At 63.0% G+C, this 20,196-nt stretch carries 14 protein-coding genes; 8 read left to right on the top strand and 6 right to left on the bottom strand.

The features are described 5' to 3' along the window. Window positions 1–87: 87 nt before the first annotated feature. The gene (locus tag NKH97_RS06240; RefSeq protein ID WP_023809183.1) at window positions 88–1,524 is read right to left on the bottom strand and encodes a glutamine synthetase family protein; all 1,437 of its coding nucleotides are present in this window, start codon (window positions 1,522–1,524) and stop codon (window positions 88–90) included. A 163-nt stretch (window positions 1,525–1,687) separates the two neighbouring features. Here NKH97_RS06240 and NKH97_RS06235 point away from each other — a divergent pair, with 163 nt between their 5' ends. Next, the gene (locus NKH97_RS06235) at window positions 1,688–2,401 is read left to right on the top strand and encodes an HAD family hydrolase (protein ID WP_023809182.1); all 714 of its coding nucleotides are present in this window, start codon (window positions 1,688–1,690) and stop codon (window positions 2,399–2,401) included. A gap of 67 nt (window positions 2,402–2,468) precedes the next feature. Here the strand turns inward: NKH97_RS06235 and NKH97_RS06230 are convergent, their stop codons facing one another. The 3 genes from NKH97_RS06230 to aceA form a co-directional block, all read right to left on the bottom strand. Then, window positions 2,469–2,921 carry an ANTAR domain-containing protein gene (locus NKH97_RS06230; RefSeq protein WP_023809181.1) on the bottom strand — a complete coding sequence of 151 codons (453 nt, stop codon included), beginning with the start codon at window positions 2,919–2,921 and terminating at the stop codon, window positions 2,469–2,471. Between the two features lie 230 nt (window positions 2,922–3,151). After that, window positions 3,152–3,394 carry an SMc00767 family acetate metabolism repressor gene (locus tag NKH97_RS06225; protein ID WP_006202762.1) on the bottom strand — a complete coding sequence of 81 codons (243 nt, stop codon included), beginning with the start codon at window positions 3,392–3,394 and terminating at the stop codon, window positions 3,152–3,154. 59 nt (window positions 3,395–3,453) lie between these two features. Further along, the gene (aceA, locus tag NKH97_RS06220; RefSeq protein ID WP_023809180.1) at window positions 3,454–4,743 is read right to left on the bottom strand and encodes an isocitrate lyase; all 1,290 of its coding nucleotides are present in this window, start codon (window positions 4,741–4,743) and stop codon (window positions 3,454–3,456) included. A 227-nt stretch (window positions 4,744–4,970) separates the two neighbouring features. Here aceA and NKH97_RS06215 point away from each other — a divergent pair, with 227 nt between their 5' ends. From NKH97_RS06215 to NKH97_RS06190, 6 genes are all read left to right on the top strand, one after another. Beyond that, complete coding sequence (locus NKH97_RS06215) at window positions 4,971–6,413, top strand: helix-turn-helix domain-containing protein (protein ID WP_023809179.1); 1,443 nt, start codon at window positions 4,971–4,973, stop codon at window positions 6,411–6,413. A gap of 149 nt (window positions 6,414–6,562) precedes the next feature. Next, entirely contained in the window at window positions 6,563–7,513 is a 951-nt protein-coding gene (locus NKH97_RS06210) for a DMT family transporter (RefSeq protein ID WP_352795757.1), read from the top strand. Window positions 7,514–7,847: 334 nt separating this feature from the next. Beyond that, window positions 7,848–8,945 (top strand): polyamine ABC transporter substrate-binding protein, encoded by a 1,098-nt coding sequence (locus NKH97_RS06205; protein WP_352679279.1) that lies wholly within the window; start codon window positions 7,848–7,850, stop codon window positions 8,943–8,945. A gap of 82 nt (window positions 8,946–9,027) precedes the next feature. After that, the gene (locus NKH97_RS06200) at window positions 9,028–10,167 is read left to right on the top strand and encodes an ABC transporter ATP-binding protein (protein ID WP_352795755.1); all 1,140 of its coding nucleotides are present in this window, start codon (window positions 9,028–9,030) and stop codon (window positions 10,165–10,167) included. 8 nt (window positions 10,168–10,175) lie between these two features. Continuing rightward, window positions 10,176–11,150, top strand: a complete 975-nt coding sequence (locus NKH97_RS06195; RefSeq protein ID WP_023809176.1) for an ABC transporter permease subunit — start codon at window positions 10,176–10,178, stop codon at window positions 11,148–11,150. 4 nt (window positions 11,151–11,154) lie between these two features. Further along, window positions 11,155–11,973 carry an ABC transporter permease gene (locus NKH97_RS06190; protein ID WP_013530251.1) on the top strand — a complete coding sequence of 273 codons (819 nt, stop codon included), beginning with the start codon at window positions 11,155–11,157 and terminating at the stop codon, window positions 11,971–11,973. A gap of 23 nt (window positions 11,974–11,996) precedes the next feature. Here the strand turns inward: NKH97_RS06190 and NKH97_RS06185 are convergent, their stop codons facing one another. Beyond that, window positions 11,997–13,850: an AsmA family protein gene (locus NKH97_RS06185; RefSeq protein ID WP_352795753.1), complete on the bottom strand. Its 1,854-nt coding sequence runs from the start codon at window positions 13,848–13,850 to the stop codon at window positions 11,997–11,999. Window positions 13,851–14,140: 290 nt separating this feature from the next. Here NKH97_RS06185 and NKH97_RS06180 point away from each other — a divergent pair, with 290 nt between their 5' ends. After that, window positions 14,141–16,099 (top strand): acetoacetate--CoA ligase, encoded by a 1,959-nt coding sequence (locus tag NKH97_RS06180; protein WP_352795751.1) that lies wholly within the window; start codon window positions 14,141–14,143, stop codon window positions 16,097–16,099. Window positions 16,100–16,367: 268 nt separating this feature from the next. Here NKH97_RS06180 and NKH97_RS06175 read toward each other — a convergent pair whose 3' ends face one another. Then, window positions 16,368–20,138: a PAS domain S-box protein gene (locus tag NKH97_RS06175; protein WP_352440786.1), complete on the bottom strand. Its 3,771-nt coding sequence runs from the start codon at window positions 20,136–20,138 to the stop codon at window positions 16,368–16,370. Between the last annotated feature and the right edge of the window lie 58 nt (window positions 20,139–20,196).

The raw sequence follows: 20,196 nt of genomic DNA, 5'->3' as shown, positions 1-20,196 counted from the left end.
CCTGTTTTTTCGGCCAATAGTTCCTACTCCCCTACTCGCCTACTCCCCTACTCCCCTACTCCCCTACTCCCCTACTCCCCTACTCCCCTAAACATTCAGCAGCAGATACTCCCGCTCCCACGGGCTGATCACTTCCATGAAGGTCTCGAACTCCGCCCGTTTGATCGCCGCATAGGTGGCGGCGAAGGACTTGCCCAGATGCGCGCAGAGTTCCTCGTCGCCCTCGAACAGGTCGACGGCTTCGAGCAGGCCGCGCGGCAGGTCGATCTCGTCGGCATTGGCGGTGGTCAGCACGGGAGGCTCGGCCTTGATCTTGTTGGTGATGCCGATCAGCCCACAGGCAAGCGATGCCGCAAGCGCTAGATAGGGGTTGGCATCGGAGGACGGGATGCGGTTTTCGACGCGCCGAGCCGCCGGATCCGAACGTGGCACGCGAAATGCCGTGGTGCGGTTGTCATAGCCCCATTTGTTGTTGACCGGCGCCGACGCCGCCTGTGTCAGCCGGCGGTAGGAATTGACGTAGGGCGCGAACATCACCAGCGCGTTCGGCACATGCTTCTGCATGCCGCCGATAAAGTGGAAAAAATCGTCGGTTTCCGAGCCGTCAGCGGCCGAAAAGATGTTCTGTCCAGTCTTCTTGTCGATGATCGACTGATGGATATGCATGGCGGAGCCGGGTTGCCCCTGGATCGGCTTGGCCATGAAGGTGGCGTAGATCTCGTGCTTCAGCGCCGCCTCGCGAATGGTGCGCTTGAACATGAACACCTGGTCGGCCAGTTCGATCGGGTCGCCGTGGCGCAGATTGATCTCCAACTGGCCGGCGCCTTCCTCGTGTATCAGCGTATCGATCTCCAGGCCCTGGCTTTCGGAGAAATGGTAGATGTCGTCGATCAGTTCGTCGAATTCGTTGACGCCGGCGATCGAATAGCCGGCGCCGCCGCCGATCGCGCGTCCCGACCGGCCGACAGGCGGGGTCAGCGGATAGTCCGGATCGGGATTCTTGCGCACCAGGTAGAACTCGATCTCGGGCGCCACCACTGGCTTCAGGCCGAGCTTGTCATAGGCAGCCACCACACGCTTCAACACGTTGCGCGGCGTGAACTCGACTGAGCGTCCGTCCTGGTGGACGAGATCGCAGATGACCGCGGCCGTCGGGTCTTCTTCCCAGGGCACCACCGTCAGCGTCGACAGGTCCGGCATCAGTTTGAGGTCGCCGTCGTCTTCCGGGTAATGGAAGCCGTTGCCATCCTCGGGGTAGCCGCCGGAAATCGTTGTCATGAAAACTGCCGACGGCAGCGCCAGCGAGGTGTTGGAGGTGAATTTCTTCGACGGCATCATCTTGCCACGCGCGACGCCGGCCTGATCAGGCGTGATGCACTCGATATCCTCGATGCCGCGCCACTCCAGCCAGGCGCTGACTTCCTTCCAGTTCTTGACGCCCCGTTGGTTTTTCACGAAGGCAGGCGTACGGACACGTCCTCCGCGGCTCGACGGACGGACTTCCTTTTTTGCAGGCGGCATCATTCACCAGATTGGGTTGCGGATTGTGGAGTATAGCCGTGCCCCCCTGTGGAAGGGAAGGGGAGCCGCGTCGGGCATTGGCCGGTGCGGTTGAAAATCACGCCAATCGGCCTAGTTTCGGCCGTCGCAATTCCAATCGAGGCCCAAATCTTAATCGAGAAATTGAATGCGGCCCAACGGCAAACTGACGACGATCGGATTCGATGCCGACGACACGCTGTGGCAGAACGAGCAGTTCTTCCGGCTGACGGAAAAGCGCTTTGCCGCCATGCTCGTCGACCATGGCGAAGCCGAGCATATCTCGGCACGATTGCTGGAGGCCGAAAGGCGCAACCTCGCCGTCTATGGCTTCGGCATCAAGGGATTTACCCTGTCGATGATCGAGACGGCGATCGAGGTCACGCAAGGCCGCGTACCGGCCTCGGTCATAGCAGAGATTCTCGATGCCGGCCGCGAAATGCTGAGTCATCCGATCGAGGCCTTGCCGCACGCCCGCGAGACGGTCGAAAAGCTTGCCGGCGCATTCCGGCTTGTGCTGATCACCAAGGGCGACCTCTTCGATCAGGAGCGCAAGCTGGCTGGCTCTGGCCTTGGCGATCTGTTCGACGCGGTCGAGATCGTCAGCGACAAGAATGCCGCCACCTATAGGAGGATCTTCAGCCGCCACGGCGATGGTGCCGCGAAAAGCATGATGGTCGGCAACTCGCTGAAGTCGGATGTGGTGCCGGCCATCGAGGCCGGCGGCTGGGGTGTCCATGTGCCGCACGAACTGACCTGGGTGCTGGAGCATGTCGAAGCGCCGGTAACCGAATCGAGGTTCCGCCAGATATCCGATCTCGGACAACTGCCCGGATTGATCGAAAGCATCATCGATCCGTGATTGCCGGGCCTTACCTAATTTGCTCAATTCCGGACGGAAAACCGTTACACACTTTCCCGCAATTAGCTTAGCGGCCGATGAGGCGATCGATCACCGGTTGCAACCGTTCGGGCGTGATCGGCTTGGCGACCACCACGTCGATGATACCAGACAGGCCCAGACTTTCCGTCGCGCCATTCTTGGTTGACAGCAGGATTACCGGTGGCAGCGATTTGCCCGAGGCGCGGCGCAACGCGGCGATGCTGGACATCAGGTTCTCGCAGTCCTTGTTGTCGGCGCCGCCGTCAAGGACAACCACACCGGGAATGAGGGACCGCAAGATCCTTGCCGCCGTGTCGGGAGATTCCGAAATCGGCTTGAGCCCGGATCGCTCGACGATCTTTGAAATCACCACGCGATTGATTGGCGATTTCCCGACGACAAGCACCTGCGACGGATCACGGATCGCCTCGGCGCTCGAGTCACGGGTCGCCAGATTCGGATGTCTTGGAGTCTCGCCTTCGCGGTTCACCGGGCACACAAGTCGGCCAAGAAGCTCGCCCCTATTTCAATGCAGAGTTGAATCCGGAGCGCAATTGGCGTGAGATCGGAGCCTATGTCAAGTTGAAATAAAAGTACCCTAAATCATCGCCGGGAGCAGTGAATTTCAAGCAACGCTACTGTACTCAACTGTCCACACGTGAGCTTGATGAAAAGAAAATTCACCTGCGCAGAGGCTGCGCAGGTGAAGGGTCGGTTGCATGGATTCGGTCAGCCGTGGCTCTGCTGCGTGACGATGACCGGGATCAGCAGATCGCCCCAGTTGCCGTCGCCGCCGTGATGTCGTGCCGAGCGCACGAGCTCGACCGAGACGCCCGCCTCGACCGCCTTCATCACCGACTGGTTGAGGCGGTGCAGGTCGTTGGCCAGCATGCGGATCGTCGCCTGCTGGTCGACGCTCATCGTCGTCGACTGTTCCTCGGCGCGTTCCTTGACGCGGCTTATCGATGCCATTGGTCTTCTCCTTGTGTTCCAAGCCCTGTTGGGCGTTCCCTCTGTATTTCTGCGGTCCGCTATTCCGCGGCTGGTTTGAACTGCGCGTGCTCGGTCGATTCATGCATGGCGGTGGTCGACGACTTGCCGCCGGTGATCGCCATAGACACGGCGTCGAAATAGCCGGTGCCGACCTCGCGCTGGTGCTTGGTCGCGGTGTAGCCATTGGCCTCGGCCGCGAACTCCGCTTCCTGCAACTCGGAATAGGCCGCCATCTGCCGTGCCTTGTAGCCGCGCGCCAGCTCGAACATGCCATAGTTGAGCTGGTGGAAGCCGGCGAGCGTGATGAACTGGAACTTGTAGCCCATGGCGCCGAGCTCCTTCTGGAATCTGGCGATCGTCGCGTCGTCGAGGTTCTTCTTCCAGTTGAACGAGGGCGAGCAATTGTAGGCGAGCAGCTTGTCGGGATGATGCTTGCGCACGCCCTCAGCGAATCTCCTGGCCTGTGCCAGGTCGGGTTTCGAGGTCTCGCACCAGATCAGATCCGCGTAAGGCGCATAGGCGATGGCGCGGGCGATGCAGGGCTCGATGCCGTTCCTGACATGGTAGAAACCTTCCACCGTGCGCCCGGCGTCGTAGTCGACGAAAGGCTGGTCGCGTTCGTCGATGTCGGAGGTGAGCAGCTTGGCGGCTTCCGCATCGGTGCGCGCGACGACCAGGGTCGGCGTGCCCATCACGTCCGCCGCCAGGCGCGCGGCATTGAGGTTGCGGATGTGCGCCGCGGTCGGGATCAGCACCTTGCCGCCGAGATGGCCGCATTTCTTTTCCGACGCAAGCTGATCCTCATAGTGGACGCCGGCGGCGCCCGCCTCGATGAAGGCCTTCATGATTTCGAAGGCGTTGAGCGGTCCGCCGAAGCCGGCTTCCGCGTCGGCAACGATCGGCGCGAACCAGGTCTCGACCGAAAGCCCGTTGCCTTCGGAGGTCTCGATCTGGTCGGCGCGCTGCAGCGTGCGGTTTATGCGCTTGACCAGTTCGGGCGCCGCATTGGCCGGGTAGAGCGATTGGTCCGGATACATCGCACCAGCCGTGTTGGCGTCGGCGGCAACCTGCCAGCCCGACAGGTAGATCGCCTTCAGCCCGGCGCGCACCTGCTGCATCGCCTGATTGCCGGACATGGCGCCGAGCGCGTTGACGAAGTCCTCCTCGTGGATCAGCTTCCACAGCCGGTTGGCGCCCATTTCGGCGAGGCTCTGGCGGATCTGCACCGAACCGCGCAGGCGCTTCACATCCGCCGCGGAGTAGGGCCGTTCGATACCGTCGAAGCGACCTTCCGGGGCCGATGGGACGAGGTTGTAAAAATCAGTCATTGGTCACTCCGAGGGATTGCTGATCTGTGTCAAGGCGTCAAGAATTTGGGGTCGTTGGGTATGACTGGATTTACATTTCTGCGCGAAATCAGCCACATAAATCCACAAAGCCGGCAGAATATAAGAGAAAACCTGTGTTGTGTTTGACAGAGGTGCATTGTAAATTTGTCATTGTTGTAAAAGGCCAAAGCCCAGAAAATTCGTGTAAATGCTGTAAAGGACAGTCCGTGGCTGACCAGAAGATCTTCGCCGGGCCGCGCATCCGCCGCATCCGCAACGCCAAGGGCCTGACCCAGACGGCGATGGCCGAGGGTCTTGGCATTTCGCCATCCTATCTCAATCTGATCGAGCGCAACCAGCGGCCGCTGACGGTGCAGCTGATCCTCAGGCTGGCCTCCGTCTACAAGGTCGATCCACACGAGCTGCAGGGCGAGGCGAGGGGATCTGTCGCTGCCTTGAAGGAAGTGTTCACCGACCCTCTGCTGGTCGGCGAGTTGCCGGGTGATCAGGAACTGATCGAGCTTGCCGAGGCGGCGCCCAATGCGTCCGCGGCGGTGATAAAACTGTTCCGCGCCTATCGCGAGCAGGCCGAGCGCCTGTCCGATCTCAACGAGCTTTTGGCGCGCGAAGGTCGGGCGACGGCGCTTTCCGGCGCCCGCCTGCCGATCGACGAGGTGCACGAGATTTTCGAGCGCCGGCCGAACCATTTTGCTGCCCTCGAGGAGGAGGCCGCGGCGTTCACCTCGGTGCTCGATCCCGGCGACGATCTGTTCGGCGCGCTGAAGGCCTGGCTGAAGCGCGAATATGGCATCGTGGTCAAGGTGCTGCCGGTCGCGACCATGCCGAACTGGCGCCGCCGTTATGATCGTCATTCGCAGCGCCTGTTCCTGTCCGAACGGCTGTCGCCGTTCGACCAGTTGCGCGAAGTCGCTATGGAGGCCTGCCTGATCCGCATGACGGTCGCGGTCGCCGGCGAGATCCAGGCGCTCAAGCTGAGCACCGACGAGGCGCGCCGCCTGGCCCGCTTCGAACTTGGCCGTTATGCGGCGCATGCGCTGATGATGCCCTATCAGGCCTTTCATGCGGCTGCCGTGCGCGCCCGCTACGACATCGATGTCCTGCGTTCGCGCTTCGGGGTCTCCTTCGAACAGGCAGCCAACCGGCTGACCATGCTGCAGCGGCAGGGTGTCTCCGGCGTGCCGTTCTTCATGCTGGAGGTCGACAATGCAGGCAACCGCTTCCGCAAGGCCGGCAGCCAGGGGTTTCCACAAAGCCGCTTTGGCGGCGGCTGTCCCAAGCTGCCCGTGCATGTTGCCTTCACCCAACCCGGCCAGATATTTGTCGAGACGGTGGAAATGCCCGACGGCGCCGAGTTCCTGTGCATCGCCCGCACACTGGAAGGGCCGCAAGGCGCGTTCTCGGAACGCCCGCGCCGCACCGCATTGCTGCTTGGCTGCGACATCGGCTTTCGTGACGACATCGTCTATGGCGCGGCATTACCCGGTGCGGCAATCACCGCAAAGGCCGGCAGTATCGCGGCGACGCCGGTCGGGCCTGCCTGCCGGCTTTGCGAACGCGTCGGCTGCCTGGCGCGCGCCGAGCCGCCGGTGACGCGCCCGCTCGGCCTCGACGAGATGGTGACGGGCCTGAGTGCCTTCGATTTCCAGTAGCCGTGTTCCTCTGAAATAGGAGCAAGGTGCCACAATTGTCGCCGGCCGCTGGCTCAGTTCCGGCCTGCGCCTTTGCGTTACGCGAACAGAGCATCTTTTTGTCGTCCCTTGCGCATCGTCCCGTCCACAAAAGCCCGACAGTCGCGCTCATGATCGATACCGCATCGCCGATCGTCGCATCGCCAGCCGTCTCGCCGCGCGAGGAACGCGTCGGCATGCTTTTGGTCTTCCTGTCGGCGCTGATGTGGAGTTTCGGCGGCACCATCGCCCGCTTCATCACTGTCGGTGACAGCTGGACGGTCATTTTCTGGCGCTCCGTCTGGGCAGCCGCCTTCCTGGTCTGCTTCATGGTCTGGCGCGACGGCTGGCGTGGCACGCTGAAGCTGTTCCGCGACATGGGTCTGCCCGGCCTTGCCGTCGGGATCTGCTTTGCCACCGCATCGACCGCCTTCGTCGTGGCGCTGGCCTACACCACCGTCGCCAACATCCTGTTGATGCAGGCCGGCGTGCCGCTTCTGGCGGCGCTGTTTGCCTGGGCATTGTTCCGCGAAAGGGTTGGTGTCGCGACATGGGTGGCAATCGCCGCCGTCATTGCCGGCGTCGCCATCATGGTGTCGGAATCGCTTGATGGCGCCGTCTCGCCCATAGGCGATGGGCTGGCGCTGTTGATCGCGGTCATGTTCTCGGTCGCCACCGTCATCACCCGGCGGTTTTCCGGCGTGCGCATGACGCCGGCGACGTGCCTCGGCACCATGCTCGCGGCCGGCTTTGCCGTCTCGCAGGCATCGACCTTCGCCGTGTCGGTCAGCGACATGGGCTTTCTGTTTGCCTTCGGCGTGGTCAATCTCGGTCTCGGCCTCGCCTTCTTCGCCACCGGCGCGCGGCTGATACCGGCGGCCATCGCGGCGCTGCTCGGCACGTTCGAACCGATCCTCGGTCCGATATGGGTCTGGCTCATCCATTCCGAGGTGCCGTCGGGGCGCACCATCATCGGTGGCGCGGTGGTTGTCACGGCGCTGCTCGTCCATATCGGGCTCGAATTCAAGCGCCAGGCACGGCCCGAACGCGCCGGGGTCACAGGGGTGCCGTCGCCTAATTGAAGCGGCCTGCAGCTTTGCCATTGACAACGTCGCTGCAGCACGGGCAGGCTGGGAATACGGCAACAACAAGACAGGCGTATCTTGCCAAGTCTCCCAGCCGGTCCGATCGAGACCGGACCATATCGTCGTATCTCTGCCCGCGCCACGGCGAAAGCCTATGACGGTATGCCTCCCAGCCCGCCTCAGGGGCATCGAGCCATCTCATCGAACCGCCTGCATGGTCTCGGCAGTTCGCGCTTGTCGCCCCTTGGAAAGCTCAATAGTCTGAAGAAAATGCCGGTCGCGCTGATATCGCGACGAGCCGGTGAAGGAACACTCATCAAAGGAGAATAGCATGATCCGCAAAGCGCTCTGGCTTTCGGCTACCTCGGCATTCCTGACACTTGTCACCGTCGGCGGTCACGCCGCGGATCGTGTCGTCAACGTCTTCAACTGGTCGGACTACATCGACAGTTCGATCATCGACGATTTCACCAAGGAAACCGGCATCAAGGTCGTCTATGACACCTTCGATTCCAACGAAATCCTGGAAACCAAGCTGCTTGCCGGCGGCAGCGGCTACGACGTCGTCGTGCCCAGCGGCAACTTCCTCGCGCGCCAGATCCAGGCCGGCGTGTTCCAGAAGCTCGACAAGTCGAAACTGCCCAACATTTCCAACATGTGGGATACGGTTACCGAGCGCACCGCCAAGTACGACCCCGGCAACGAATACTCGGTCAACTACATGTGGGGCACGGTTGGCATCGGCTACAACATCAAGAAGGTGCAGGCGGCACTCGGCACCGACAAGATCGACAGCTGGGATGTCTTCTTCAATCCCGACAGCCTGGCGAAATTGAAGGACTGCGGCGTCTACGTGCTGGACTCGCCGGCAGACATCATCCCGGCGGCGTTGAAATATCTCGACCTCGACCCGAACAGCACGTCACCCGATGATATCGCCAAGGCCGAGGAGACCTTGCTCAAGGTCCGGCCTTACATCAGGAAGTTCCACTCCTCCGAATACATCAACGCGCTTGCCAACGGCGATATCTGCCTGGCGGTCGGCTGGTCGGGTGACGTGTTCCAGGCCCGCAACCGCGCGGTCGAGGCCAAGCAGGGCGTCGAAATCGGCTATTCCGTGCCGAAGGAGGGCGCGCAGATGTGGTTCGACCAGATGGCGATCCCTGCCGACGCGCCGCATGTCGCGGAGGCGCTCGAGTTCATCAACTACATGATGAAGCCGGAAGTTATCGCCAAGTCGTCGAACTACGTGCTCTACGCAAACGGCAACAAGGCCTCGCAGCAATTCGTCGACAAGGCACTGTTGGAGGATCCTTCGGTTTATCCCGATGCCGAGACCATAAAGAAGCTCTACACCGTCTCGCCATACGATCCCAAGACCCAGCGCGTCATCACGCGCACCTGGACCAAGATCGTCACTGGCCAGTAAGCAATCCGACACGGTCCCGGCAGCCACCTGCCGGGACCGTTTCTACCTGGGGTAAGAAGCAAGAATCAGGACGGAGTGGGACATGAAATCGCTTGGCAGCATCCGCAGGGATTTTGCACCGTGGAACGACCCGAATGCCAAGCCGTACATCCAGTTCGACAACGTCACCAAGAAGTTCGGTGACTTCACCGCCGTCAACAATCTGTCGTTGACCATCTTCGAGCGCGAGTTCTTCGCCCTGCTCGGCGCCTCTGGTTGTGGAAAATCGACGCTGCTCAGGATGCTCGCCGGCTTCGAGGAGCCGACAGCCGGCCGCATCCTGCTCGATGGCCAGGATCTGCGCGGCATCCCGCCCTACCGGCGGCCGGTCAACATGATGTTCCAGTCCTACGCGCTGTTCCCGCACATGACGGTCGAGAACAACATCGCCTTCGGCCTCAAGCAGGACGGCATGCCGAAGCCCGAGATCGCGTCGCGCGTTGCCGAGATGCTGAAGTTGGTCAAGCTCGAGCAGTTCGCCAAGCGCAAGCCGCATCAGCTGTCCGGCGGCCAGCGCCAGCGCGTCGCGCTCGCCCGTTCGGTCGCCAAACGGCCGAAAGTGCTGCTGCTCGACGAGCCGCTTGGCGCTCTCGACAAGAAGCTGCGCGAGGAGACGCAGTTCGAACTGATGGACCTGCAGCAGAACCTCGGCCTCACCTTCGTCGTCGTCACCCACGACCAGGAAGAGGCGATGACCATGGCCGATCGCATCGCCATCATCGACAAGGGCGAGGTGATGCAGGTGGCAACGCCGGCCGAAGTCTACGAGGCGCCGGGGTCCCGCTTCGTCGCCGGCTTCGTCGGCAATGTGAACATGTTCGAGGGCAAGATCGCGCGTGGCGAGGCCGGCAGCGCCAGCATCGATGCCGGCAACGGCATCAGCATCCGCACCGACAATGCCGGCACCGCCGGCGCCGGGACGGCCGTCACCTTCGCCATCAGGCCCGAAAAGATCAAGGTGTCGTCGAAGAAACCGGCCGAGGCGGTCAACGCCATCGAGGGCGAGGTCTACGACATCGCCTATCTCGGCGACATGACCGTCTATCATGTCAGGCTGGACGACGGCCAGGTGGTGCGCGCCAGCACCATGAACGCGGCCCGCATCACCGAGGATCCGTTGAGCTGGAACGACCGCGCCTGGGTTTCCTTCCGGCCCGACGCCGGCGTCGTGCTGACGCGGTAGGGGCGACCATGTCGAGCGCCGCCGTCACCACCGCATCAGCCTCTCCGACGACCAATGCCGGCAAATCCATCCTCGCCAGGCTGGGTGCTGCCTTCGTTGGCCGACTGGTCATCATCATCCCTTATGTCTGGCTGCTGTTCTTCTTCCTCATTCCGTTCGTCATCGTCTTCAAGATCTCGCTGTCGCAGACGGCGATCGCCATTCCGCCCTATACGCCGGCGCTCGATTTCAGCGGCGGAGTTTCCGGGTTCCTCGCCCAGCTGAAACAACTCAGCCTCGACAACTACGCCTGGCTGACGCAGGACGCGCTCTACTTCAACGCCTATGTGACCAGCGTCATCATCGCCGCGGTCTCGACGGTCCTGACACTGCTCGTCGGCTATCCCATCGCCTACGGCATGGCGCGCGCGCCGGCGACGATCCGCCCAACCTTGCTGATGCTGGTGATCCTGCCGTTCTGGACCTCGTTCCTGATCCGCGTCTACGCCTGGATCGGCATTCTCAAGCCCGAAGGGCTGCTCAATCAGCTGCTGCTCGCCACCGGCGTCATCCACCAGCCGCTGATCATCCTCAACACCTATACGGCGATCTTCATCGGCATCGTCTATTCCTACCTGCCGTTCATGGTGCTGCCGCTCTATTCCGCGCTTGAGAAGATGGACTATTCGCTGATCGAGGCAGCCAAGGATCTCGGCTGTCCGCCGACCAGCGCGTTCTGGAAGATCACCTTCCCGCTATCGCTGCCCGGCGTCATCGCGGGCTGTCTGCTGGTGTTCATTCCGGCCGTCGGCGAGTTCGTCATTCCCGATCTGCTCGGCGGATCGCAGACGCTGATGATCGGCAAGACGTTGTGGAACGAGTTCTTCGCCAATCGCGACTGGCCGGTATCGTCGGCCGTCGCCGTCATCCTGCTGTTGCTGCTGATCGTGCCGATCATGCTCTTCCAGCGGGCCCAGGCGCGCGCTCAGGAAATGGACAGGTGACCTCATGAACGCCACCTGGAGCCGCTTCAACATCACCTCGATCGTGCTTGGATTTGCCTTTCTCTATCTGCCGATCGTGCTGCTCATCGTCTTCTCGTTCAACGAATCGAAACTGGTCACGGTCTGGGGCGGTTTCTCGACCAAATGGTACGTCTCGCTGTTCCACAACCAAGGCCTCATGGACGCGACCTGGGTGACGGCGCGTGTTGGCCTGATCTCGGCCACGGTTGCGACGGTGCTGGGCACCCTGGCGGCACTCACCTTGACCCGCTACACGCGCTTCAAGGGCAGGGTGCTATTCTCCGGCATGGTCTTTGCGCCGCTGGTCATGCCGGAAGTCATCACCGGCCTGTCGCTGCTGCTGCTCTTTGTCGCCGTCGGGCTCGACCGCGGCTTCCTCACCGTGACGCTCGCCCACATCACGCTGACCATGTGCTTCGTCGCCGTGGTCGTGCAGTCGCGCCTCATGACCTTCGACCGCTCGCTGGAAGAAGCCGCGATGGATCTTGGCGCAACGCCGGTGAAGACCTTCTTCCAGATCACATTGCCGGTTATCATGCCGGCGATCGTCTCCGGCTGGATGCTGGCTTTCACCCTTTCGCTCGACGATCTGGTCATCGCCAGCTTCACCTCCGGGCCGGGCGCGACGACGCTGCCGATGAAGATTTACAGCCAGGTTCGCCTCGGCGTGACGCCAGAAATCAACGCCGCCTGTACCATTCTGATCGCCGTCGTGGCGATTGGCGTCATCATCGCCTCGCTTGCCAACAAACGGCGTGAGGTGCAGCGCCAGCTCGACGAGCAGGCCGCGCAGCGCGGGTGAAAGATAGGAGGCGCGGTGGCGGCCTATTCCCCCGAAACGCCGCGGCTGATCGGGGAAATGAACGGCGTGCTCCATGTCCCGCCGACGAAGAACGACGACTGGTTGGGACCTTGCTGGCCGTTGGCCTGCGTTGCCGCCTGCTCAGGCTGAATGACGCCGCCGGACAAGGCCAGTCCGCGCCCGGCGTAGGACGCGATGCCGGACAGCCAGATCTTGTACTTCGCTGAATTGGCCTCGGCCTTGTCGATCCGCGCCACGCCCTTCGAAATGGTGGCCTTGATCTCGGCGCCGTCGATCGGCAATGTTCCGTCAGAGACATCGTCGAGCGCGAAGAAGCCGCCCTGTTCGGTATGTTTGAGGAAGGCCGGCAGGTTGAGATTGCTCAACGCACCCGGCCCGAAGGTCGCCGAGACCGAGCCGTCGGCATTGTCGAAGATGGAATCCCAGGTTCTGCCCGGCCCCTTGAGGATCACCGAGACGGTGCCCGTGCCGACCGGCACCAGCCGCGTCATCCCTGCCGCCGTACCGAAAGCACCGCCGTCGATGTCGGACGCCAGAAGGCGGATTTCGACCTGCGAGCCTTCCGGCTTGCGATCGAAGCGAAGGCTGGTCTGGATGTTGCCGCCGAAGGCCGAGGCATCGGAGATGTCGAAGACGGACAGACCATCCTTGACCTGGGCGGTGGCGGCGACGTCGGCGAGCTGGATCGGCCCCGCCGTGGCGTGCGCCGCCGACAGCCTGAGATCGAGATTGATCTTGTCGGCGAAACTTGTGTCGATTTCGCCGGGCCCCGCCCCTCCGGTCGGCACCAGCGGGGTGAAGGCTGACAGAAACGATCTGAGGTCGAGCGTGTCGAAGGCGAGCGTGCCGGAGATTACCGGTTGTGCTTCACCAAGCGAGAGGTCCAGTGCACCCATCCCCGGATTGTTGTCGAGCGCAATCGCCGTGTTGTCGAACTTGACGCGCCCGCCGGTCGCGGTGATCTTGCTCGAAATGCTGACCGAGCCGATCGCCGCACCCGGAGCGATGCCGGCCTGCGACCATTCCAGGACACGCCGCAGCGAGGGTGCCGAGAACTTCGCCTGACCGTCGAAATAGGTATTTTCAGACATGCTGGCCGTGCCGTCGAACGAGAAGGTGGCGGGTGCCGCCTTGAAGGACAGCGTCAGCGGCGCCGTGCCGCCGGCAAACAGCACAAGCGGTCTGGCCGAGGCGACGTCCAGCGCGACGCTTTCGCCCCGCCAGATCCCTGTTGCCGACAGCGTCGCATTGCTGTTCATCGCCGCCCAATTCGCCTGACCGTTCAAACTGCTCAGGATCTCGACGTCCTTGCCGCCGATGGAGGCGACCATACGGCCGTCGCGAAACTCGACCGTGCCGAAGGTGTCGGTAGGCAGCTTGTCGAGGTCCGGCTTGGCGGGGTCGGCATTGACCACGCCGCGCGCCGTGTCGATGGAACGCGTGATGCGCCCGCCGGTGGGGACAGCGGGCAGGAAAAGGCCGGCAGGTGTGCGCTGGACCCGGATCGTCGGCCGCACCAGCCGCGCCGTCGAAAACACCACGTCGCCGCGCAGCGCCGCCATGGCGGAAAGGTCGACCTCGACCCGTTCTGCCTCGACCACAGGCGGCGCCTCGGTGTCGGTCCATTGTGAAAGCGTCACATCGGTCAGGATTGCCCGGAATGTCGGCCAGACCTCAATGCGCGGCGAACCGTCGATGGCGACCCGGAAGCCGCTCCACGCGCTCATTTCCCAGGCGATGCGGTCGCGCACGATACGGGTGGAGGCGATCAGCGGCAGGGCGGCAACGACCAGCGCGATGACGATCACGGCAGCGCCGATCGCCCATATTCCGCGCCGGATCATAGATGATGGCATATGGCCCCGTATGCTTCCATTCCGACAAATCGCCCGACGGGTGTAACCCAGTCGTCACCACGACTTCCAGTCGTCACCACGACCCCCAGTCGTCACTACGACTGCAGTCGTGACCACACTTCCGGCCGCCACCACGACTTCAAGTTGTCACTACGACTTAGGGCTGAGGCATTTCAAGTCTTTATGGCCCGGCGATGGCATTTGCGCACATCTGGTCGCATCAGCCGAACAAAATCTTGCTCTGCTGCGCTGCGATATGCATAAGCGATGGCGACCGTGGAGGAACGATCATGGCTGCCGGACAACCGCTCTGGACCCCGACGCAAGACCAGATTGACGCAGCACCCTTGACCGCCTTCACCAGGGCCGCCGGAGTGAAAGCCGGCGTAGCTTTTTCCTCGTATTCGCAGCTTCATGCCTGGTCGGTCGATGACCGTGAAGGGTTCTGGAGCCTGGTCTGGGATTTCTGCGGCATCGTCGGCGACAAGGGCGATAACCTGCTCGTCGACGGCGACAAGATGCCCGGCGCTTCTTTCTTTCCCGATGCGACACTGAATTTCGCCGAGAATCTGCTGAAGAAGACCGACTCAGGCGACGCAATCGTGTTTCGCGGCGAAGACAAGGTCGAGCGCCGGCTGTCCTGGAACGAGTTGCACGCGCTGACCTCGCGGCTGCAGCAGCTTTTCCTGTCGCTCAAGGTGAAGAAGGGCGACCGCATTGCCGCCATGATGCCCAACATGCCGGAGACCGTCGCCGCCATGCTGGCCGCCGCCTCGATCGGTGCCGTCTGGTCGTCCTGCTCTCCCGATTTCGGCGAGCAGGGCGTGTTCGACAGGTTCGGCCAGATCGAGCCCGTCGTCTTCATCGCGCCGGATGGTTATTGGTACAATGGCAAGGCGATCGAAGTCGCCGACAAGATCGCCGCGGTCGCGGCCAAGCTCGGCACTGTCCGCAAGATCCTGGTCGTCAACTATCTCGGCACATCGAGCGATGTCGCCGGGACCATCGACAAGGCGGTAGCGCTGGAAGAGGCGCTGTCGCCCTTCGCCGGCAAGCCTGTCACTTTCGAGCCGCTGCCGTTTTCGCATCCGCTCTACATCCTGTTTTCGTCGGGAACGACCGGCATTCCCAAATGCATCGTCCATTCGGCCGGCGGCACGCTGATCCAGCATGTCAAGGAACACCGGCTGCATGCCGGTCTCACCGATGGCGACCGCTTCTTCTACTTCACCACCTGCGGCTGGATGATGTGGAACTGGCTGGTGTCGGGGCTCGCTTCGGGTGCCACGCTGCTGCTCTATGACGGTTCGCCCTTCTATCCCGACGGCAATGTGCTGTTCGATTTCGCCGATGCCGAGAAGATGACCTTTTTCGGCACCTCGGCCAAGTTCATCGATTCCGTGCGCAAGGCTGGTCTCAAGCCGATCCGCACGCATGATCTGGCCACTGTGCGGGCAATCTCCTCCACCGGCTCGCCGCTGTCGCCGGAAGATTTCCGCTTCGTCTATGACGGCATCAAGAAGGACGTGCATCTGGCCTCGGTCTCCGGCGGCACCGACATCGTCTCCTGCTTCGTGCTCGGCGTGCCGACGCAGCCGGTCTGGACCGGCGAGATCCAGGGACCCGGCCTCGGCCTGGCAGTCGATGTCTGGGACGACGACGGCAGGCCGGTCCGGCAGGAAAAGGGTGAGCTGGTCTGCGCAAAAGCCTTTCCGGCGATGCCGATCGGCTTCTGGAACGACCCCGATGGCAAGAAGTACCGGGCGGCCTATTTTGAACGCTTCGACAATGTCTGGTGTCATGGCGATTTCGCCGAATGGACCGAGCATGGCGGCCTCATCATCCATGGCCGCTCCGACGCCACGCTCAACCCGGGCGGGGTGAGGATCGGCACGGCGGAGATCTACAATCAGGTCGAGCAGATGCCTGAGATCCTGGAAGCACTGTGCATCGGACAGGACTTCGACAACGACGTGCGCGTCGTACTGTTCGTGCGCCTGTCCGCCGGCGTGCAGCTCGACGAGAATCTGGAAAAACGCATCCGCGCCAAGATCCGCAGTGGCGCCAGTCCCCGCCATGTCCCGGCCAGGATCGTTGCCGTGTCGGATATTCCCCGCACCAAGTCGGGTAAGATCACCGAACTCGCGGTGCGCGATGTCGTGCATGGCCGCGCCATCAAGAACAAGGAGGCACTCGCCAATCCAGAGGCGCTCGAGCTGTTCAAGAACCTGCCTCAGCTGGCCGAGTAATTGGCAGCCGGCATGGTTAACGAAATATCTCGCTAGAATTTACCTAGATTTCATGAGTGGTACACATTCGTAAATTTTCCGGCGCCCCGGTAAGGAGTTGTTAAGGTCCGGCGTAGATAGTCGCAGGTAACTTGAGGGAGAAATCCCGTTCCTCAGCCCCGAGGATCCGAATTCGCTCAAGCCCCCGTTGTGACAGCAATCCCATCTCTTAAGGCGTCCTTTGGGCGCCTTTTCTTTTTATCGGGACCGAACCGCGGAGAGGGCTGACCTATTCCGCGAGCACACGGGTCGACGGAAAAGCCACCTCGACCAGGGTGCCTTCGCCCGGTGTCGAATTGATGGTGAACCGGGCACGGTTGGCTTCCACCATCGCTTTGGTCAACGGCAGTCCAAGCCCGGTCCCGTCGCCGCGTCCGCGCTTCAGGGCGTTGATCTGCTTGAACGGCTTCAGCGCCTGCTCGATCTCGGCATGGCTCATGCCGATGCCGGTGTCGCGCACCCGCATGACTACGTCGCCCGACGTCTCATAGGCGGTCGAGACGATCACCTGGCCGCCGGCCTGGGTGTAGCGGATGGCATTCGACAGGATGTTGAGCGCGATCTGGCGCACGCTGCGCAGGTCGGCCACCACTTCCGGCAGCCGCGAAGCGAAGCTGGAGCGGATGATGACCCGTTCACGGTTGGCCTGCGGCTGCATCATCGCCACCGTTTCGGCCAGCGTGTCGTTGAGCGACACCGCCTCATAGGCCATCTCCTGCTGGCCAGCCTCGATCTTGGAGATGTCGAGCAGGTCGTTGACCAGGTCGAGCACATGATTGCCCGAGCGGTTGATATCGCGCAGATAGTCGCGGTAGCGGTCGTTGGCGACAGGTCCGAATTTCTCGTCGACCATCAATTCCGAAAAACCGATGATGGCATTGAGCGGGGTGCGGATCTCGTGGCTGATGCGGGCCAGAAAATCGGTCTTCTGCGAGGACGCGCGCTCGGCCACCGCACGTGCCTGCGTCAAGTCCTCTTCGGCCCGCTTCCACTGCGTGATGTCGCGAACGACGGCGCAGAAGCCGCTGTCGTTGGGCAGCCGGCCGATGGTCATGAACAGCGGAATGAAGCGTCCTTGCGATTCGCGCCCGATCACCTCGCGGCCGTCGTTCATGACACTCGCCACGCCGGGCTCGGACAGCCCATTGAGATAGTCGCGTGCCGCGCGCTGGCTTTCAATCGCAAACAGCGAGGCGAACGGCTTGCCGGTCACATCGTCGCTGTCGAAGCCGAACAGCGCTTCAGCCGGCCGGCTGATCGATCGGATGGTGCCGTCACGGCCGATCAGCACGACGCCGTCGGTGGCGGTGTCGATAATGGTGCGCATCTCGGCGATGCGCACCTTGAGCTCGGAAATGTCCGGCTGCGTCTGCTCGTCGCCAACCACATGCAGGCTCGGCGGCGCATCATCCTCGCCGGAGCGTCGCACGACCAGCATCAGCGCCTTGCCGTCGCGCCAGGGGACAGAGCGCAAAATGGCCTCGATCGGAAATTCTTGTCCGTCACGCGTTTTCAGCCGCAGCGCGTGATCGGTGCCGTCGGAAACGCCGTCCTCGGCATAGGGGTCGGCAAACAGCGCGCCGAGGCCGCCGGCATCCGCCAGATCGTCAAGCGCCTCGTAACCCGTCAGGCTGAGGAATTCCTCATTCGCATAGTGCAACTGGTCCCCGGAATGGATGAGCAGCGGCACGGGCAGCTTGCCGAGCAGCGACGTGTCCGGAGCCTTGTGTTCATCTCCGGTGGAAAACGCCGATGGCACGAATCCTTCGGTCTTGAGCGGCGGAACCTGCAGGCGAGGGCGCTCGACGCGTATTTCCGCAGCGTCGCCTGCATTGACGACTTCCTCGGCAACCGCCTGCTCGTCGGGCGGCGCGGCTTCCTCGTCGGGCTGCGCCCAATCCTCACTGTCTTCGGCATCGCGAAAATCCGCTGACGTCATGCTGTCGTCATCGAGGCCATCATGTGTCGCGTCAGTGGCTTCAGGCTCTTCGCCGGGCGAAACGGCAGCGGTGTTCTCTGGTTCCGCCGCCGCGGGGCCACGTTCGTCATCTTGGCCGGCATAGTCGAGCAACGAGCCCGTCACATTCATCCCAGGGGGGGCTTCACGAGCCGCTTCGTCCGCGTGACCGTCAAGCCGTACCAGATCCCGCTCGTCTTCGGCATCGACATCGGGTGGCTCGACCGGTTCGTTCTCTGGCCCTGACGCAGGGATGACGCCGCTGTGCATCGGGTCGTCGGACGGCTTGACCGGAGCCTCGGCCTCCGCTGTCGACGCCTCCGCAGTCTCAGCCTCAGGCGGCTCGACCGGAGCACTATCCTTCTTCAGCCGCTCGCCGATTTCGCGGAACGCGCTGCGTTCCAGGGTCGACAGGCCCTTGTCGTTGGCTGGCTGGCGATGTTCGGCGAGCCGGATCACCTTGTCGGCAAAGCGCCGCTCCTGTTTCGGCACGATGGTCAGCGCAGGCACCTCGCCCTTGAACGGATCCGATGCCTGCGTGTCCTCGGCCTTAGGCTCCTCGGCGTTCGGCTGTTCGGGCGCGGGTTGGATGGCTTGCGGTTCCGGCGTTGCCGGTGCCTGGCTATTGGGCACCAGCGCCATGCCGATGGCCTCCGGATCGACGACCGCGTCGCTGGCGCGGGCGACGCCGAAGCCGCGGAAACCCTCGAAGGCGCGGCTGCGCCCATAGACAGGCAGCGCCGCCAGGTCGACCGGTATCATCAGATCGGTGCCGACGACCGGCCACAGCACGGAGCGCCCGGACCAGGTATCGCGCCGTTCGAGAAGCCCCGATATCTCGCCGGAGGGGTCGAGGCCGAATGTAGCGGCGACATCCCTGAAGCGTCGGCCTATTACGTCGGCCGCCGGCTTGCCGACGATGTCGGCGAATTCCGGCGACAGCGCGCTGAACTTGCCTTCGGCATCGGTGCGCCAGACGAAGCGCACCGGCGCCGCTGCGCGGTCCATCGCCGAGACGGTCGTCGGCGTGGCCGCGGAAGTGGACTGGATTTCAAGGGCCCCCGGTTCGGCCGGAGCTTCAGGTCCGGGCGCGGCAGGTCGCGGCGCCTGTTGCCCTCCGTCCTCGCCAGCGTTGAAGTACCAATGGTCGTGCTGCGCCGGCGTGCGCTCCAATGCCGGCTGATCGCTGTTGGCCGCTGTCGGCGTCTGTACGGTCGCGTCGGCGATCGCATGCGGCCGCGATCCGGCGACGTCCTCGGTCGGCAGCGAGGCGCCTGGTTCGTCGGTCTCTGCGCCCTGTTCCGGCCGGGAGGCCGCGTCGCCAGCCGGTGCTGCCTCGGCAATGGTTTGCGTAGGATGTTCGCCCGCAGGGGCGGTGTCGTCGAGCTGGTCCTCGTCGATCACCACCAGCAGATGCCGCTCCTCGGTCAATCTTGCCAGCCCCGCTGGATAGGAGGCCGTGCCGCCGGGGACAAGGCGCTTGACGATGCGGTCGCTCTCGGCTGCGACGTCGGCAACCAGTGCCGCCAGCGTCTCCGGCAGGATGCCCAGTGCCGAAAATCCTTCCGAGGCCGCCTCGACGCTGCCCCTGGCATCGACAAAGGCGATGAAATGACCATCCTCGGTGAAGCCGCTAATGGCGCGCGCGGCGATTTCGCTGGCATTGCGTGACCCGGTCTGAGCCGCCGGGACTGCCAGCATGATCGCCTTTTCGGCGTCCGGCATGGTCACCGCACTGGCCAGGAAGCCGACGGCGCGGCTGGTCATTCCGGTCGCCAGCCGCACCATGATGGCGCGGTCACTGCCAATCTCGGGAAATCCGCTGGTCGCCATGATCTGGCGCCTGGCGATCACGGGCAACTGCGCCGAGGCGCCGATGATCGCCTCGATGTCGGGATACCCGAACATCGCGGCTCCTGGCCCGTTGGCCCAGATCACCTGCTCCAGATCCGCCGACAGGATCGCGATCGCGTCGCCTGCCGCAAAGCGCTGGCGGACCGCGTCGAGCACGGCGACATCGAGGAAGGAGTATTCGGACGGCATGCGCTTGGCGGACCTCACGGAGCGGCGATTTTGCAGTTAACGCTTTGTTAATAAAAGC

The sequence above is a fragment of the Mesorhizobium sp. M0870 genome, assembly GCF_040319775.1.
Lineage (GTDB): Bacteria > Pseudomonadota > Alphaproteobacteria > Rhizobiales > Rhizobiaceae > Mesorhizobium.
The sequence above is the reverse complement of the archived record's forward strand: the minus strand, read 5'-3'. Positions and strand labels throughout refer to the sequence as shown.

What these genes read in the sequence shown, in the direction of transcription:
- NKH97_RS06240 (WP_023809183.1), bottom strand. Translation starts at nt 1,524, where the DNA reads ATGATGCCGCCTGCAAAAAAGGAAGTCCGTCCGTCGAGCCGCGGAGGA.
- NKH97_RS06235 (WP_023809182.1), top strand. Translation starts at nt 1,688, where the DNA reads ATGCGGCCCAACGGCAAACTGACGACGATCGGATTCGATGCCGACGAC.
- NKH97_RS06225 (WP_006202762.1), bottom strand. Translation starts at nt 3,394, where the DNA reads ATGGCATCGATAAGCCGCGTCAAGGAACGCGCCGAGGAACAGTCGACG.
- aceA (WP_023809180.1), bottom strand. Translation starts at nt 4,743, where the DNA reads ATGACTGATTTTTACAACCTCGTCCCATCGGCCCCGGAAGGTCGCTTC.
- NKH97_RS06210 (WP_352795757.1), top strand. Translation starts at nt 6,563, where the DNA reads ATGATCGATACCGCATCGCCGATCGTCGCATCGCCAGCCGTCTCGCCG.
- NKH97_RS06205 (WP_352679279.1), top strand. Translation starts at nt 7,848, where the DNA reads ATGATCCGCAAAGCGCTCTGGCTTTCGGCTACCTCGGCATTCCTGACA.
- NKH97_RS06200 (WP_352795755.1), top strand. Translation starts at nt 9,028, where the DNA reads ATGAAATCGCTTGGCAGCATCCGCAGGGATTTTGCACCGTGGAACGAC.
- NKH97_RS06195 (WP_023809176.1), top strand. Translation starts at nt 10,176, where the DNA reads ATGTCGAGCGCCGCCGTCACCACCGCATCAGCCTCTCCGACGACCAAT.
- NKH97_RS06190 (WP_013530251.1), top strand. Translation starts at nt 11,155, where the DNA reads ATGAACGCCACCTGGAGCCGCTTCAACATCACCTCGATCGTGCTTGGA.
- NKH97_RS06185 (WP_352795753.1), bottom strand. Translation starts at nt 13,850, where the DNA reads ATGCCATCATCTATGATCCGGCGCGGAATATGGGCGATCGGCGCTGCC.
- NKH97_RS06180 (WP_352795751.1), top strand. Translation starts at nt 14,141, where the DNA reads ATGGCTGCCGGACAACCGCTCTGGACCCCGACGCAAGACCAGATTGAC.
- NKH97_RS06175 (WP_352440786.1), bottom strand. Translation starts at nt 20,138, where the DNA reads ATGCCGTCCGAATACTCCTTCCTCGATGTCGCCGTGCTCGACGCGGTC.